At 70.0% G+C, this 15,472-nt stretch carries 13 protein-coding genes; 5 read left to right on the top strand and 8 right to left on the bottom strand.

The window, feature by feature from the left end; translation table 11 throughout:
- Positions 1-7 precede the first annotated feature (7 nt).
- Together ACFYV5_RS07115 and ACFYV5_RS07110 are read left to right on the top strand one after the other, a co-directional pair.
- Positions 8-1,591 (top strand): acyl-CoA carboxylase subunit beta, encoded by a 1,584-nt coding sequence (locus ACFYV5_RS07115; protein WP_355107479.1) that lies wholly within the window; start codon positions 8-10, stop codon positions 1,589-1,591.
- Positions 1,592-1,606: 15 nt separating this feature from the next.
- On the top strand, positions 1,607-1,819 hold the full coding sequence (locus tag ACFYV5_RS07110; protein ID WP_355107477.1) for an acyl-CoA carboxylase subunit epsilon: 213 nt from the start codon (positions 1,607-1,609) through the stop codon (positions 1,817-1,819).
- Between the two features lie 144 nt (positions 1,820-1,963).
- Here ACFYV5_RS07110 and ACFYV5_RS07105 read toward each other — a convergent pair whose 3' ends face one another.
- The 8 genes from ACFYV5_RS07105 to ACFYV5_RS07070 all read right to left on the bottom strand — a co-directional run bounded on the left by ACFYV5_RS07105 (position 1,964) and on the right by ACFYV5_RS07070 (position 12,393).
- Positions 1,964-2,545 carry an ATP/GTP-binding protein gene (locus ACFYV5_RS07105; protein WP_017235983.1) on the bottom strand — a complete coding sequence of 194 codons (582 nt, stop codon included), beginning with the start codon at positions 2,543-2,545 and terminating at the stop codon, positions 1,964-1,966.
- Positions 2,526-3,074, bottom strand: a complete 549-nt coding sequence (locus tag ACFYV5_RS07100; RefSeq protein ID WP_355107475.1) for a DUF742 domain-containing protein — start codon at positions 3,072-3,074, stop codon at positions 2,526-2,528. Before ACFYV5_RS07100 ends, ACFYV5_RS07105 begins: the two co-directional genes overlap by 20 nt.
- A gap of 93 nt (positions 3,075-3,167) precedes the next feature.
- The gene (locus ACFYV5_RS07095; RefSeq protein WP_147980024.1) at positions 3,168-3,581 is read right to left on the bottom strand and encodes a roadblock/LC7 domain-containing protein; all 414 of its coding nucleotides are present in this window, start codon (positions 3,579-3,581) and stop codon (positions 3,168-3,170) included.
- Positions 3,582-3,588: 7 nt separating this feature from the next.
- A complete protein-coding gene (locus ACFYV5_RS07090; protein ID WP_389165401.1) occupies positions 3,589-6,801 on the bottom strand; it encodes a nitrate- and nitrite sensing domain-containing protein in 3,213 nt (1,070 codons plus the stop codon).
- A gap of 339 nt (positions 6,802-7,140) precedes the next feature.
- Positions 7,141-7,731, bottom strand: coding sequence for an ATP/GTP-binding protein (locus ACFYV5_RS07085; protein WP_355107471.1), 591 nt, complete (start codon positions 7,729-7,731; stop codon positions 7,141-7,143).
- Complete coding sequence (locus ACFYV5_RS07080) at positions 7,712-8,119, bottom strand: DUF742 domain-containing protein (protein ID WP_355107469.1); 408 nt, start codon at positions 8,117-8,119, stop codon at positions 7,712-7,714. Before ACFYV5_RS07080 ends, ACFYV5_RS07085 begins: the two co-directional genes overlap by 20 nt.
- Before the next feature lie 128 nt (positions 8,120-8,247).
- A complete protein-coding gene (locus tag ACFYV5_RS07075; protein ID WP_355108329.1) occupies positions 8,248-8,661 on the bottom strand; it encodes a roadblock/LC7 domain-containing protein in 414 nt (137 codons plus the stop codon).
- Positions 8,662-8,670: 9 nt separating this feature from the next.
- Complete coding sequence (locus ACFYV5_RS07070) at positions 8,671-12,393, bottom strand: nitrate- and nitrite sensing domain-containing protein (RefSeq protein WP_389165398.1); 3,723 nt, start codon at positions 12,391-12,393, stop codon at positions 8,671-8,673.
- 544 nt (positions 12,394-12,937) lie between these two features.
- On the opposite strand from ACFYV5_RS07070, the gene ACFYV5_RS07065 reads away from it, so the two are divergent.
- The 3 genes from ACFYV5_RS07065 to gltX all read left to right on the top strand — a co-directional run bounded on the left by ACFYV5_RS07065 (position 12,938) and on the right by gltX (position 15,471).
- Positions 12,938-13,126, top strand: a complete 189-nt coding sequence (locus tag ACFYV5_RS07065; RefSeq protein WP_355108327.1) for a hypothetical protein — start codon at positions 12,938-12,940, stop codon at positions 13,124-13,126.
- A gap of 79 nt (positions 13,127-13,205) precedes the next feature.
- A complete protein-coding gene (locus tag ACFYV5_RS07060) occupies positions 13,206-14,000 on the top strand; it encodes a fumarylacetoacetate hydrolase family protein (RefSeq protein WP_355107465.1) in 795 nt (264 codons plus the stop codon).
- Positions 13,993-15,471, top strand: a complete 1,479-nt coding sequence (gltX, locus tag ACFYV5_RS07055) for a glutamate--tRNA ligase (RefSeq protein WP_389165395.1) — start codon at positions 13,993-13,995, stop codon at positions 15,469-15,471. Before ACFYV5_RS07060 ends, gltX begins: the two co-directional genes overlap by 8 nt.
- Position 15,472: the final 1 nt, after the last annotated feature.

Raw genomic sequence — 15,472 nt, 5'->3', positions numbered from 1 at the left:
TCAGTACATGACCGTTGTGGACCAGATCCCGAGCGAGCCGACTGACGCCCGTGGCCGTGTGGCCGAGCTGCACGCCCTGCGCGAGGAGGCCCGGCGCGGACCGAGCGACCGTGCGACCGAGGCCCAGCATGCCAAGGGCAAGCTGACCGCTCGCGAGCGGATCGAGCTGCTGCTCGACCCTGGTTCCTTCAACGAGGTCGAGCAGCTGCGCCGACACCGCGCCACCGGCTTCGGCCTGGAGGCCAAGAAGCCGTACACCGACGGTGTCATCACCGGCTGGGGCACGGTCGAGGGCCGCACGGTCTTCGTCTACGCGCACGACTTCCGGATCTTCGGCGGCGCGCTGGGCGAGGCCCACGCCACGAAGATCCACAAGATCATGGACATGGCCATCGCGTCCGGTGCCCCGCTGGTCTCCCTGAACGACGGCGCCGGCGCCCGTATCCAGGAGGGCGTCTCCGCCCTCGCCGGCTACGGCGGCATCTTCCAGCGCAACACCCGCGCCTCGGGCGTCATCCCGCAGATCTCGGTGATGCTCGGCCCGTGCGCCGGTGGCGCGGCCTACAGCCCCGCCCTGACCGACTTCGTCTTCATGGTCCGTGAGACCTCGCAGATGTTCATCACCGGCCCGGACGTCGTCAAGGCGGTCACCGGCGAGGAGATCACGCAGAACGGCCTCGGTGGCGCCGATGTGCACGCCGAGACCAGCGGCGTGGCGCACTTCGCGTACGACGACGAGGAGACGTGCATCGCGGAGGTGCGCTACCTCCTGTCGATGCTCCCGCAGAACAACCGCGAGAACCCGCCGACCGTCGCCTCCGAGGACCCGGCGGACCGCCGCTCGGACGTCCTGCTCGACCTCGTCCCGGCCGACGGCAACCGTCCGTACGACATGCACAAGGTGATCGAGGAGCTCGTCGACGACGGCGACTTCCTGGAGATCCACGAGCGCTGGGCCCGCAACATCATCTGCGCGCTGGCCCGCCTGAACGGCCAGGTCGTCGGCATCGTGGCCAACCAGCCGCAGTCGCTGGCGGGCGTCCTGGACATCGAGGCCTCGGAGAAGGCCGCCCGTTTCGTCCAGATGTGCGATGCTTTCAATATTCCGATCGTCACTCTTCTGGACGTACCCGGCTTCCTTCCGGGCGTCGACCAGGAGCACGGTGGAATCATCCGGCACGGCGCGAAGCTGCTGTACGCGTACTGCAACGCGACCGTGCCCCGGATCAGCCTGATCCTGCGCAAGGCGTACGGCGGCGCGTACATCGTCATGGACTCCCAGTCCATCGGCGCCGACCTGACGTACGCCTGGCCCACGAACGAGATCGCGGTGATGGGCGCCGAAGGTGCCGCCAACGTCATCTTCCGCAAGCAGATCGCCGAGGCCGAGGACTCCGAGGCCATGCGAGCCCGCATGGTCAAGGAGTACAAGTCCGAGCTGATGCACCCCTACTACGCGGCGGAGCGCGGACTGGTCGACGACGTGATCGACCCCGCAGAGACGCGGGAGGTCCTCATCAGGTCCCTCGCCATGCTCCGCACCAAGCACGCCGACCTGCCGTCCCGCAAGCACGGCAACCCGCCTCAGTAAGAGGAGCCCACAGAAGTGACCACGCCTGCCACAGCCAACCTTCTCCGTGTCGAGAAGGGCCACGCCGACCCCGAGGAGCTGGCCGCGATCACCGCGGTGCTGCTCGCCCGCGCGGCCGCCCAGCCGGCGGACGACGCGGCGACGTCCCGCCACGGCCGCTCGACGGCCGGCTGGCGCCGCCTGGAGCGCCAGTCCGGCTTCCGCCCCTCCCACTCCTGGCAGGGCTGACCCCCACGCCGTACCGAAGGCCCCCGGCTCGCACCGAGCCGGGGGCCTTCGGCTTGCCGTACGACGCCACGCTCCGCACACGAAAGGGCCCGCCGCACCGGAACGGTGCGGCGGGCCCTTTCGCACGGGCGGTCCGTCGGGGACTTACCGCAGGCGGGCCATGAGCGCGTGCTCGACCAGGGTGATGAGCGCGCTCTTGGCGTCCGCGCGGTGGCGGGCGTCCGTGGTGATGATCGGTGTGTCCGGGCCGATCTGGAGGGCCTCACGGACCTCCTCCGGCTGGTACGGCTGGTGACCGTCGAACCCGTTCAGCGCGATGACGAACGGCAGGCCGCTGTTCTCGAAGTAGTCGACGGCCGGGAAGCAGTCGGCGAGACGGCGCGTGTCGACCAGGACCACGGCGCCGATGGCACCGCGGACCAGGTCGTCCCACATGAACCAGAAGCGGTCCTGACCGGGCGTACCGAAGAGGTACAGGATCAGGTCCTGGTCCAGGGTGATACGGCCGAAGTCCATCGCGACAGTCGTCGTCGTCTTGTCGCCGGTGTGCGTGAGGTCGTCGATGCCCGCGGACGCAGACGTCATGACGGCCTCGGTACGCAGCGGGTTGATCTCCGAGACGGCGCCGACGAACGTGGTCTTGCCCACGCCGAAGCCACCCGCCACCACGATCTTCGCGCTGGTGGTTGAACGGGCCGCGCCGCCGCTAGAGCTTGCGAAGTCCACTGAGCACCCTTTCGAGCAGTGTCACGTCTGGCTGACCGCCGGCGGCCTCGTCGCCGCCGGGCTGGTGGATGGCGACAAGTCCGGCCTCGGCCAGGTCGGCGACGAGAATCCGGGCAACGCCGAGGGGGATGGAGAGAAGTGCCGAGATCTCGGCCACCGACTTGATCTCGAAGCACAGTCGGCAGATCCGCTGGTGCTCGGGCAACTGCCCCTGCAGCCGGGACGGATCGGCCGTCGTACTGACCAGCGCCTCGATGGCGAGCTGGTAACGCGGCCGGGTCCGGCCGCCGGTCATCGCGTACGGGCGTACGAGCGGGTTGTGCACGCCCGAACCACCCGCGGCGCGCTGCGCACGGGGGGCGCTCGGCGCGGCCACGGGCGAAGGCTGGGCCTGCGGCTGCTGATAGGGCTGCTGCGTGCCCTGTCTGCTCGGGGCGGAGGGAAAGTTGAACCGGTTCTGCGTGGTGTCGCCGTGCGGCTGCGAACCGTCAAAACCGTTGTATGGGCGTCCGCCCGGGGGTGTACCCACGTCTCCTCCTCCGACTGCCTCGCGGCCCATGTCCCTGTGGAACCGCGCCACCGCACCTTACGGGGCGGCGGCGCGAAACGCACTGTCTGTCTGTTAGTTGAGAAGACTTCCCTGAAGCTCCGCCCGGAGGTCGGGGGTCAGGACGCTGCCCGCGCGGTCGACGAGCAGAGCCATCTCGTAGCCCACCAGACCGATGTCGGCCTCCGGGTGCGAGAGCACGGCCAGCGAGGAGCCGTCGGAGATCGACATGATGAAGAGGAAGCCGCGCTCCATCTCCACGACGGTCTGGTTGACCGCACCGCCCTCGAAGATCCGGGACGCGCCCGCGGTCAGCGAGGTCAGCCCGGAGGCGACGGCCGCCAGCTGGTCGGCTCGGTCCCGGGGGAAACCCTCGGACATCGCCAGCAGGAGTCCGTCGGCGGAGACCACCACCGTGTGGGACACCCCAGGGGTGTTGTCCACGAAGTTGGTGATCAACCAGTTCAGATTCTGCGCCGCCTGGCTCATGCTCACACTAACGCTCCTGGTTGTAGGTACTGCCCGGGCCGAGGCCCGATCCGTTCGTGTCCGTTCCCGCGGTGCGTCCCTGCTGGACACCGCGACGCAGGTTGCTCAACCTGCCCCGCACGTCCTCAGGAGCGCGGGAGACCTGGGGGCCGCCCTGCGGGGTCTGCTCCGCCGTGCCCTCGACCAGATTGGCCTTCGGGACCCGTCGCGGAAGGCCGGAGGAGGTGACCCCGCCCGCCTTCGGCTCGCGGAGCTTCTCGGCCCGCTGCCAGCGCTCGTCGTTCGTCGAGCGCCATTCTTCGGAACCGTCGGCTTCGTTCTGCTGCGCCGGCGCCGGCGCGGACTGGCGGCCCGGCTGCGGCGCCTGAGCGGCGGTGCTGCCGCGGCGCGGCAGACCGGCATCGGTCAGCGCGTGGCCGGCGTCCGGGGTGGGGTTCGGCGTCGGACCCGGACGGTCGAAGCCTACGCGGTCAGAAGCCGGTTCGGGAGCGGCCGGAGCAGATTCCGCTTGCACTCCGTACTGCTGCTCGTAGCCACCCTGGTACGCGCCCTGATCCGCCCACTCACCCTGGTGGTCCTGGGGCTGGTACGCGTTGTCGTACTGCGCCTGGCCGTTGTCCTGGCCCTGGTAGGCGGCTTCCGCATAGCTCGGCTCGGCGTACCCGTCGGCGGGCTGGACGTAGCCGTCGTAGCTCTGCTGGGGGTAGTCGTACCCGTCGTTCCGCGGGGCCTGCCCGCCGAAGTCGGACGCGTACTCCTGGCCGTACTCCTGCTCCTGGCCGTACCCCTGGTCCTGCGCGTACTCCTGCTCCTGGCCGTACTCCTGCCCGTGCTCCTGCTGCCCGTACGGCTGCTGCGAGGAGTCGACCTCGTCCCGGAACATCGGACGCTCGCCGCCCTGCGCCTGCGCCTCCAGGGCCGCCCGGCGCTCCTCGCGCAACAGCGAACGGTTCACCGGGTCGAGCTGGCGGTCCTCCCCCTGCTGCTCGTAGCGGGAGTCGTCGAAGCCGAGCTCGGCCGCGGTCCGCATCGGCTGCTGAACCGGCTCGAAGGCGTGCTGCTGCTGTTGCGGGATGATCTGCGAGACCGTGAAGTCGTTCTCCGGCAGGTTCTCGCCACCACCACCGTGGGTGATCGCGTCCGGCAGCATGACCAGCGAGGTCGTACCGGCCTGCTCGCCCGAGGGGCGGAGCTGGACACGGATGCCGTGCCGGTCGGCCAGCCGGCCGACCACGAACAGGCCCATACGCTGCGAGACGGCGGCGTCCACGGTCGGCGGGTTGGCCAGCTTGTGGTTGATGTCCGCGAAGTCCTCGGCGGTCAGGCCGATGCCCTTGTCGTGGATCTCGACCATCACACGGCCGTCGGGCAGCCGGGTCGCGGTGACGCGGACCTTGGTCTGCGGCGAGGAGAACGTGGTGGCGTTCTCCAGCAGCTCGGCGAGGAGGTGCACGAGGTCGGTCACGGCCTGGCCGTGGATCTCGGCCTCCGGGACACCGGCGAGCTCGATGCGCTCGTACTGCTCCACCTCGGAGGAGGCGGCGCGCATGACGTCGACCAGCGGCACCGGCTGGTCCCAGCGGCGGCCCGGCTCCTCGCCGGCGAGGACGAGGAGGTTCTCGCCGTTGCGGCGCATACGGGTGGCCAGGTGGTCCAGCTTGAAGAGGTTCTCCAGCTGGTCCGGGTCCGCCTCGTTGTTCTCCAGGTCGGTGATGAGGGTCAGCTGGCCCTCGATGAGCGACTGGTTACGGCGCGAGAGGTTCGTGAAGATCGCGTTGACGTTGCCCCGGAGCATGGCCTGCTCGGCGGCGAGCCGGACGGCCTCGCGGTGGACCTGGTCGAAGGCGCGGGCGACCTCGCCGATCTCGTCCTGGGAGTCGATCGGGATCGGCTGGACCCGGGTGTCGACCCGGCCCGGCTCGGTACGGGAGAGCTGGTCGACGAGCATCGGCAGACGCTGCTCGGCGATACCGAAGGCGGCGGTGCGCAGCTGCTGCATCGCGCGGCTCATCTGGCGGGCCATCATCCCGGCGAGGATGAAGGCGGCGAGCAGGGCGACGACGGTGATGCCACCGATGACGAAGGCGTCGGTCTTGGCCTCGTCGGAGACGCGGACGGCCTCCGCCACGGCCTTGTCGACGAGCTCCTTCTCGACCGTCGTGTAGCCGTCGAACTTGCCGGTGGCCACGGCCATCCAGGTCTGGGCCGTGATGTCCTTCCCCTTCAGGGCGGCGATCGCCTCGGCGTCCTGGGCCGAGCCGATCTCCTTGACCACGCCGGTGAAGACGGAGCCGTCGGCTCCCTTGGGCAGCGTGACACCCGCCGCCTGCATCTTCTCCTCGCCGTCCTTGGCCTTCTCCGTCATGACCTGCTTCAGCCGGTCGACGTCGGCCTGGGTACCACCGGAGTTGTACTCGCCGAGGGCGATCTGCTCCAGGTAGTTGTACGAGTTGAACGCCACCGACTGCTGGGCGAAGACCTCGTCCTTCTGGCTGGGCCGGACGAGGAGCTGGGTGCCGATCGAGCGCTGGAGCGACTCGGCCGCCTTGGCGAGCTGGACGGCGTAGAGCGTACGGCCGTAGGCGGTGACGTTGCCCGTGCCGAGCCCGAGCTCGTTGGAGAACTCCATCAGGAAGTGCTGGACGCCCGTGTAACCGAGCTGGGTGTTCACCGGGTCGAGGGCCCGGGCGTACGCGCTCTGGCGGAGCTTCTCGAGCTTGGGCTCCTCGTCCCTGAACAGCTTCAGGCGGCGCTCGAGGCCCTCGCCCTCCGGCATGTTCGTGACGGCCTCGTCGAACTCCACCTTGGCGGCGTCGGTGGCGGCGTACGCCCTCGTCACCTCGTCGCTCTTGCGGTCCGCGCCGGACAGCAGCGGACCTGCGGTGAGGTCACGCTCGTTGAGCAGCGCCTGGCTGTACTCCGAGGCGGCGCGCACGATCAGCGCCGTCTTCTCGGCGTTCTGCGCCTCCTGCCAGGTGTCGATGGCCCCCTTCACCTGGAAGCCGCCCATGACGAGGCCGACCAGCACGGGTATGAGGAGGATCGCGTTCAGCCTGGTGGGCACCCGCCAGTTGCGCGGGGACAGCTTGCTCGAGCTGCCCTTGCCGTCGCCGGCCCGGGGCGTCACCTGCGGTTCAGCGGGCGACGCCACCATGCGTGCCGGCGGCGTGAAGTTGCCTCGCGCCTGCTGTTCCGCGGAGCTTTCCTTGCTTCGCCTCACTCGACCAACAACCTCTCGGCGTCGGCACCTACGTTGTGCCGGTGTTTCTGTCAGGGCCGTACTACTCGGGAGTTCATGAATTGCAGCACGTGAAGGGGGTCCCCTCCAAACAGCGCTGAGCGGGCGCTTTTCCGTTCCACGCCCCAGATAAAACGGGCATAAAGCATGAGCCCCGCCAAATAGCGGGGCTCATGTGAGCACAGCGGCACCGATCGGATGCGTCGGGTGTCCGTGGAGCCCCAATTCTCTTTCGAAACGTTATGAACACGGGGGCGGGCCGTGTCGAACGACACAGGCCGCCCCTCCAGGAGGCGTACGACAACGTCCGTACGCATCTGCCTACTTGAGTCGTGCCATCAGCGCATGCTCCACGAGCGTGATCAGAGCGCTCTTGGCGTCCGCGCGATGACGGGCGTCGGTGGTGATGATCGGGGTGCCGGGACCGATCTGGAGGGCCTCACGGACCTCGTCGGGGGAGTACGGCTGGTGCCCCTCGAAGCCGTTCAGCGCGATGACGAACGGCAGGCCGCTGTTCTCGAAGTAGTCGACGGCCGGGAAGCAGTCGGCGAGACGGCGGGTGTCCACGAGCACGACGGCGCCGATGGCACCACGGACCAGGTCGTCCCACATGAACCAGAAACGGTCCTGACCGGGCGTACCGAAGAGGTACAGGATCAGGTCCTGGTCCAGGGTGATACGGCCGAAGTCCATCGCCACCGTCGTGGTGGTCTTGCCACCGGTGTGCGTCAGATCGTCGATACCCGCCGAGGCCGAGGTCATGACGGCCTCGGTACGCAGCGGGTCGATCTCCGAGACGGCGCCGACGAACGTGGTCTTGCCCACGCCGAAGCCACCCGCCACCACGATCTTGGCGCTGGTGGTCGACCGGTTCTGGGAACCGGAGCCGCCGTCAGATCTTGCGAAGTCCACTGAGCACCCTTTCGAGCAGTGTCACGTCCGGCGTACCGCCGGCCTCTCCGTTGCCCGGCTGGTGGATCGCCACCATGCCCGCCTCCGCCAGGTCGGCGACGAGGATCCGGGCGACGCCGAGCGGCAACGACAACAGGGCCGAGACCTCGGCCACCGACTTGACCTCTCGGCAGAGGTGGCAGATCCGCTGGTGCTCGGGGAGCAGCGTCGCGAGGTGCGCCGGGTCGGCCGTGGTGCTGACCAGTGCCTCGATGGCGAGCTGGTAGCGCGGCCGGGTCCGGCCGCCGGTCATCGCGTACGGACGCACCAGCGGCTGGTCGCCTTCATATCCGTACGACTCGTCGAGTGAGGCGCCGTACGGATCGTGAGAGGCGGGGGGCGGGGTCATGAATCCTCCGGGCGTGACGGCAGAGAGTCGCCTGCCGTCTGATGGGGCCGGTGGGGGGCCGGATGGGGCGGCCGGACGGTGTGTGATCCCAGGGTGACACGGAGGGGCGCGTCACCCTGTCGGTGCGTCTAGTGCAGCAGGCTTCCCTGGAGCTCGGCACGGAGATCCGGGGTGAGGACGCTGCCGGCCCGCTCGACCAGCAGCGTCATCTCGTAGCCCACGAGGCCGATGTCGCACTCCGGGTGTGCGAGCACGGCCAGTGAGGAACCGTCGGAGACGGACATCAGGAAGAGGAAGCCGCGCTCCATCTCCACGACCGTCTGGGCGACCGGGCCGCCCTCGAAGATCCGGGACGCGCCCGCGGTCAGCGAGGTCAGTCCGGAGGCGACCGCCGCCAGCTGGTCGGCGCGGTCGCGGGGGAATCCTTCCGACATGGCCAACAGCAGGCCATCGGCGGAGACCACCACTGTGTGGGACACCCCGGGGGTGTTGTCCACGAAGTTGGTGATCAACCAGTTCAGATTCTGCGCCGCCTGGCTCATCGCGCTCAACTAACGCTCCTGCTGGTGGGTCGGGCCGAGGTGGTGGTTACCCGTGGTCGAGTTACCTGCCTGGCGGCCCTGTTGGATACCGCGGCGCAGATTGGTGAGCCGGCCGCGGACGTCGTCGGGTGCACGCGAGACCTGCGGGCCGGCCGTATGGGCCTGCTCCTGCGCGGTCCCGGGTACGAGATTGGCCTTCGGGACCCGTCGCGGCAGCCCGGAAGTGGTGACACCGCCGGCGGCGGGCTTGCGGACCCGCTCGGCCTGGCGCACCAGCTCGTCGTTGGGCGAGGTCCGCCAGGAGGCCGGCCCGCCCGCCTGCTGGCCGCCGTCGCCGCCGCCCTGCGCGCCGGGGCGCCGCGGGGCGGGGGACGCGGGCTGCTGAGGCAGGGCCGGGGTCTGCATCGTCTGGTCGACGGCGCCCCGCCCGTTGTCCTGCCGGCCCTGGCCCTGCTGCTCCTGGCCCTGGCCGTGGAACCAGTTGGTCTCCAGCGTGTCGTACAGCGGGGTACGGCCGTCACCGGAACCGCTCGCCGGAGGCAGGGCCTCGGGCTGACGGGGCTGCTGCAACTGGGGCTGCTGCGGCGCCTGGGGCAGGTTGCCGGCCGGACGGGGCGCGCCGTAGTCGCCGCCGCCGCGCTGGCGCGGGGCCGGGGGCTGCGGGGTCTGCGGCTGGTACGCCTGCGGGGCCTGGGCCTGCTGGGGCTGTCCGAAATCCGGGCGCGGGAACTGGGCGGTGGACGCCGGGTCCTGCGGGTTCTGCGGCTGGTGCGCCTGCGGAGCCTGCTGCGGCGTCTGCTGCACCCGTCCGAACTCCGGGCGGGGGAACGGGCTGGGGGGCGTGGGGCTCTGGGGCGCCGTCGGGCGGGCGTACTGGCCCGTGGTCTCCGGCTCCTCGTGACCGCGCGGCGCGTCCAGCGGCGACATCTCCTGCTGCGGGCGGCGGACCGGCTGCGCCTGGTCGTTGCCCCAGCTGGTGGCCTGCGGACGCTGCTGCGGGGTGCCCCCGGGCAGCTCGGCGCGCGGGAAGCCGCTCTGGCCGGGGCGACCGCCCTGCGGGGCCTGGTTGCCCTGGCCCTGCTGACCCTGGTCCTGGCTCTGCTGACGCTGACCCTGGCTCTGGCCCTGCTGACCCTGGTTGTTCTGGCCGCCCCAGACGTCCGTACGGGACGGAATGGCGCTCTGCGCACCGCCGAACCCACCGGCGCCGAGCCCCGGACGCTGCGGCTCCTGGGAGACCTGCGGCAGCTGCGAGGTCTGCTGACCCTGCTGCTGCGACTGCTGCGAAGCCTGACCCGGCGCCTGGCCCTGCGGACCGTTCGGGCGCGGCGCGCCCTCACGGCCGGGCAGCGCGGCACGCGGGCCGCTGCCGGCCCCGACCTGGCCACGAGCGGCACCCGCACCGGCGGCGAGCCGTCCGGCCGCCCCTGACGGGGCGCCACCGACGCCCGGACGGGAACCGCCGCCGAGACCACCGGCCGCACCCGGGCCACCGGTCAGGCGGCCACCGGGAGCGGAGGGACCCTGCGGCATCGCGCCCTGGCCGCCGCCCGGACCCTGCTTGGGCGCGGGCTTCTTGCCGCCCTGGGCGACGTCGACGGGGAGCATGACGAGCGCGGTGGTGCCGCCGGAGTCCGACGGGCGCAGCTGGATTCGGATGCCGTGTCGCAGGGACAGGCGGCCGACCACGAACAGACCCATGCGGCGGGAGACGGAGACGTCCACGGTGGGCGGCGAGGCGAGCCGCTCGTTGATCGCGGCGAGGTCTTCGGGGGAGAGGCCGATGCCGGTGTCGTGGATCTCGACGAGGACACGGCCGTCGGGCAGCGCGTGACCGGTGACGCGGACCTTGGTCTGCGGCGAGGAGAACGACGTGGCGTTCTCGAGCAGCTCGGCGAGGAGGTGCACGAGGTCGTTGACGACGCGGCCGGCGACCTCGGTCGCCGGGACGGCGGCCAGTTCGATGCGCTCGTACTGCTCCACCTCGGAGGCGGCGGCGCGCAGGACGTCGACCAGCGGGACCGGACGGGTCCAGCGACGGCCCGGCTCCTCACCGGCGAGGACGAGGAGGTTCTCACCGTTACGCCGCATGCGGGTGGCGAGGTGGTCGAGCTTGAAGAGCGAGGAGAGCTGGTCCGGGTCGGCCTCGCGGGACTCCAGCTCGGAGATGAGCGAGAGCTGACGCTGGATAAGACCCTGGGAGCGGCGCGAGAGGTTGGTGAACATCGCGTTGACGTTGCCCCGCAGCAGGGCCTGCTCGGCGGCGAGGCGGACCGCCTCGCGGTGCACGTCGTCGAAGGCCGCGGCCACCTGGCCGATCTCGTCCCGGGAGTGCACACCGACGGACTCGACGGAGGTGTCGACGTCCTGCGGGTCGGCCTCGGAGAGCTGCTTGACGAGCTCGGGCAGACGGTCCTGGGCGACCTTGGTCGCGGTGTCCTGGAGCCGGCGCAGCGAGCGGATCATGGACCGGGCCACGACGAAGGCGCCGACGAGCGAGACGCCGAGGACGAGCAGGATCAGCGCACCGTTGATGATGGCCTCGCGCTGCGACTCCGCGCGCAGCTCACGGGCCTTGGTCTCCATCTGGCCGAGGAGGCTCTCCTCGATGACGTTCATGGCGTTGAGCTTGGTGCCGTACTCGTCGGTGAAGTTCAGATGACCGCGGGGCGTGCGGTCGGCCATGCCGGAGTCGATGCTCAGCACCCGGTCCGCGTACTTGTCGGCGGCCTCGATGGTGGGGTTGCCCGCGGAGAGCGAGGAGGTCAGCTCGGCGGCGTCGCCGCCGGCCGACTCGTAGATGGTCTCGAAGGCCTTGAGCTCGGACTTCTCGCCCTGCTGGGCGGCGTAACCGTAAAGGCGGTCACCCGGCTCCAGCTTGCCGGGCCGGCTGTCGCCCGGGGGCAGTCCGGCGGCGATGATCGCCTGCTGGACGGAGGCGTACTCCTTGGCGGAGGAGAACGCGGCGAGCGCCCGGGTCCGCTTGATCATCTCGGGGTTGCTCGTCGCCTGCGCCATGTCCTGGGAGAGGCTGAGCAGCGAGCGGATCAGACGGCTGTACGCCTCGACCGTCACCGAGTGGGAGACGCCCTTCTTGTACGCCTCCTGGCGGATGCCGCCGATCTGGACGACCTGGGACGCGATCTGGCTGACGTTCTGGCGGATGCTCTGCAGCGCCTCGTCGCCCTCGGTGGCGGGGATGTCCCCGGTGGCGTCCATGAACGCCTTCTGGGCCCGGTCCGTCGCCTTGCGCTTGCTGGAGACCTGGTAGTCGCCGGCCGACTTGCCGTTGGCCAGCGGACCGGCGGAGAGGTCACGCTCGGCCTGCAGGGCCTGGGCGAGGTCCGTCGCCTCCTGGGTCAGCTTGGTCAGCAGCTGCATGTGGTCGAGCTGCTCCATGTCCTGGAGCGACTCGCTGATGCGGATGCCGCCGAGGCTGGTGGCCGCGACCACGGGGAGGGTCAGCAGGGCGACCAGACGCGTCGAGATGCGCCAGTTGCGCAGGGCTATTCGCGGTCCGACCTCGTGCTCGGTCCGGGGCTTCTGCGCGGTGGCGGTGGACTCCTTGGCAGAGGTCGTGGCGCCGGAGCGCGCGGAGCCGTCACCGCCCTCGCCCGCAGGGCCCTGGCCCGGCTTCTGGGCGTGCTGGGCCGAGGAACCGCGGTCGGTCCCGGCGCGAGGCTCCTGCTCCGCGGCAGCCGCGCTGCCATCCCTCTTGAATCGTCCCTGCACTAGCGTCGCAACCTCTGGACCAGGCGCCCTTCCGCGTGAACGGAGGACGGTGTCGGCGTCTCGGGACGCGAATGCGCCCCATGGTGGTCGTCGATGACCGGCGCAGTTCCCCCTTCCCCGCCGCTCACCCGGCGCTGCGTTGCGCCCCCTGCGCGCCGGCTTCAAACCCGCGGCGGTGCGTGGAATTCCAGCACAGTGCCGGATCTCCAACAAGAGCGGCGTGCCGGGTGTCCGACGGCATAACAACCCGTGAACATCGTGTCACCCCACGTAGAAGATGATCACGGAGGAATCGGACTTATTAATCCCAAAGAGTCACGTGGGGGGAGTGTCCCAGTCGCGATGATCAGGAGCGGAATGAAGCGTTCAGTGGGGCAATGTCCGTTTCAGGGACCCCTTGCCGCGGTCCGGAATGCCAGATTTATCCGCCTGGTGGTGAGCAAACTCACACCTAGATCGTTGTCTATCCCATGCATTCGAAGGGAATTGCACGTTTAGCCTGACGCTTTACAAGACACCCCGCTCTGTAGAGGCTCCCGTGACGATGAAGACGACCATGCTGCTCCGCTCCACGGCCAACCCCCGCCGCACCACGCTCGCCCACCTCGAGGACGCCGAGCAGCTCGGCCGGGGCGTACAGCCGGAGCACGGACTCGACCTCCCCACGCAGACGGCCAACCCGCGCCGCACGGTCCTCATGACCGCCCCCGAGGTCCCGCAGCCCGCACAGTAATACGCCGGCTGCCGCCCCTCACCGCGTTAGCCTGGAGCGTCAGACTCCAGCAAGTACCAAGTGAGGGGCGACAGCACTCGTGCGCATCGCCAGATTCTCCATCGACGGCAATGTCGCCTTCGGCGCCGTCGAGGGCGAGGGAACCGTCGAGTCCGGCGGTCTGGTCCTCGACATCATCAAGGGCATCCCGTACACCGACTTCGAGCTCAGCGGCACCAAGGTCCCGCTGAACAAGGTCCGGCTCCTGCCGCCCGTGCTCCCCAACAAGGTCGTGGCCATCGGCCGAAACTACGCGGAGCACGCCGCCGAACTGGGCAACGAGGTCCCCGAGGTGCCCGTCGCCTTCTTCAAGCCGACCACCTCCGTGATCGGCCCGGGCGACGCCATCGAGTACCCCTCCTTCTCGAACGAGCTGCACCACGAGGCCGAACTGGCCGTGGTCATCGGCCGCATGTGCCGCGAGGTCCCGCGCGAGCGCGTCAAGGACGTCATCTTCGGCTTCACCTGCGCCAACGACGTCACCGCCCGCGACGCCCAGCAGCGCGAGAAGCAGTGGGCCCGGGCCAAGGGCTTCGACACCAGCTGCCCGCTCGGTCCCTGGGTGGAGACGGGCCTGGACCTGGCCGCCGCGAGCGACCTCACCATCCAGGCGACCGTCAACGGCGAACAGCGCCAGCTCGGTCGTACGAGCGACATGGTCCGCTCGATCGAGGACCTGGTCGTCCACATCACCGAGGCCATGACGCTGCTCCCGGGCGACGTCATCCTCACCGGCACCCCCGCCGGGGTCGGACCGCTCAACGTCGGCGACGAGGTCGCCGTCACCATCGAAGGCATCGGCACTCTCACCAACAAGGTGATCAAGCGTGGCTAACGCGAACGTCCGCGTACGTTTCTGTCCCTCCCCGACCGGCAACCCCCACGTGGGCCTGGTCCGTACCGCCCTGTTCAACTGGGCCTTCGCCCGGCACCACGGCGGTACGTTCGTCTTCCGCATCGAGGACACCGACGCGGCGCGCGACTCCGAGGAGTCGTACCAGCAGCTGCTCGACTCCCTGCGCTGGCTCGGCTTCACCTGGGACGAGGGCCCCGACGAGGTCGGCGGCCCGCACGCCCCGTACCGCCAGTCCCAGCGGATGGACATCTACCGGGACGTCGCCGAGAAGCTGCTCGCGGGCGGGTACGCCTACCACTGCTTCTGCACCGCCGTGGAGCTGGAGGCCCGCCGTGACGCGGCCCGCCTGGCCGGCAAGCCCTCCGGCTACGACGGCACCTGCCGCAACCTGAGCGCCGAGCGCATCGAGCGCTACCGCGCCGAGGGCCGCGAGTCGATCGTCCGCTTCAAGATGCCCGACGAGCCGATCACCTTCACCGACCTGGTCCGCGGCGAGCTCACCTTCACCCCGGACAACGTCCCGGACTACGGCATCGTGCGCGCCAACGGCGCCCCGCTGTACACCCTGGTCAACCCGGTCGACGACGCGCTCATGGAGATCACCCACGTCCTGCGCGGCGAGGACCTGCTCTCCTCCACCCCGCGCCAGATCGCGCTCTACAAGGCGCTGATCGAGCTGGGCGTCGCCAAGGAGATCCCCGCCTTCGGTCACCTGCCGTACGTGATGGGCGAGGGCAACAAGAAGCTCTCGAAGCGGGACCCGCAGGCCTCCCTGAACCTCTACCGGGAGCGCGGCTTCCTCCCCGAGGGCCTCCTGAACTACCTGTCCCTCCTGGGCTGGTCGTTCTCGGCGGACCAGGACATCTTCACCATCGAGCAGATGGTCGAGAAGTTCGACATCGCCGACGTCAACGCCAACCCGGCACGCTTCGACCTCAAGAAGGCCGAGTCGATCAACGCCGACCACATCCGCATGCTGGACGTGAAGGCGTTCGCCGCGGCCTGCGAGCCCTGGCTCCAGGCCCCGCACGCCAACTGGGCGCCCGAGGACTTCGACCGCGCCGCCTGGGAGGCCATCGCGCCGCACGCCCAGACGCGCGTCACGGTCCTCTCGGACATCACGGCCAACGTGGACTTCCTCTTCCTGCCCGAGCCGGTCTTCGACCAGCCCTCGTGGGACAAGGCCATGAAGGGCGAGCCGGCCGCGCTGCTCACCACCGCGCGCGCCACGCTCGAGACCGCCGACTGGAGCGACCCCGAGTCCCTCAAGAACGCGGTCCTGGCCGCCGGCGAGGAGCACGGCCTGAAGCTCGGCAAGGCCCAGGCCCCGGTCCGCGTCGCGGTCACCGGCCGCACGGTCGGCCTGCCGCTCTTCGAGTCCCTGGAGATCCTGGGCAAGGAGAGGACCCTGGCCCGTATCGACGCGGCGCTGGCGAAGCTGGCGGCGTAAT

Origin of the sequence: Streptomyces sp. NPDC003035, from assembly GCF_042888285.1 — a bacterium.
GTDB lineage: Bacteria > Actinomycetota > Actinomycetes > Streptomycetales > Streptomycetaceae > Streptomyces.
The sequence above is the reverse complement of the archived record's forward strand: the minus strand, read 5'-3'. Positions and strand labels throughout refer to the sequence as shown.

Bases quoted from the DNA above. Each gene is read 5' to 3' on its own strand.
- ACFYV5_RS07115 (WP_355107479.1), top strand. From the start codon at position 8: ATGACCGTTGTGGACCAGATCCCGAGCGAGCCGACTGACGCCCGTGGC.
- ACFYV5_RS07095 (WP_147980024.1), bottom strand. From the start codon at position 3,581: ATGAGCCAGGCGGCGCAGAATCTGAACTGGTTGATCACCAACTTCGTG.
- ACFYV5_RS07080 (WP_355107469.1), bottom strand. From the start codon at position 8,119: ATGACCCCGCCCCCCGCCTCTCACGATCCGTACGGCGCCTCACTCGAC.
- ACFYV5_RS07075 (WP_355108329.1), bottom strand. From the start codon at position 8,661: ATGAGCCAGGCGGCGCAGAATCTGAACTGGTTGATCACCAACTTCGTG.
- ACFYV5_RS07065 (WP_355108327.1), top strand. From the start codon at position 12,938: ATGAAGACGACCATGCTGCTCCGCTCCACGGCCAACCCCCGCCGCACC.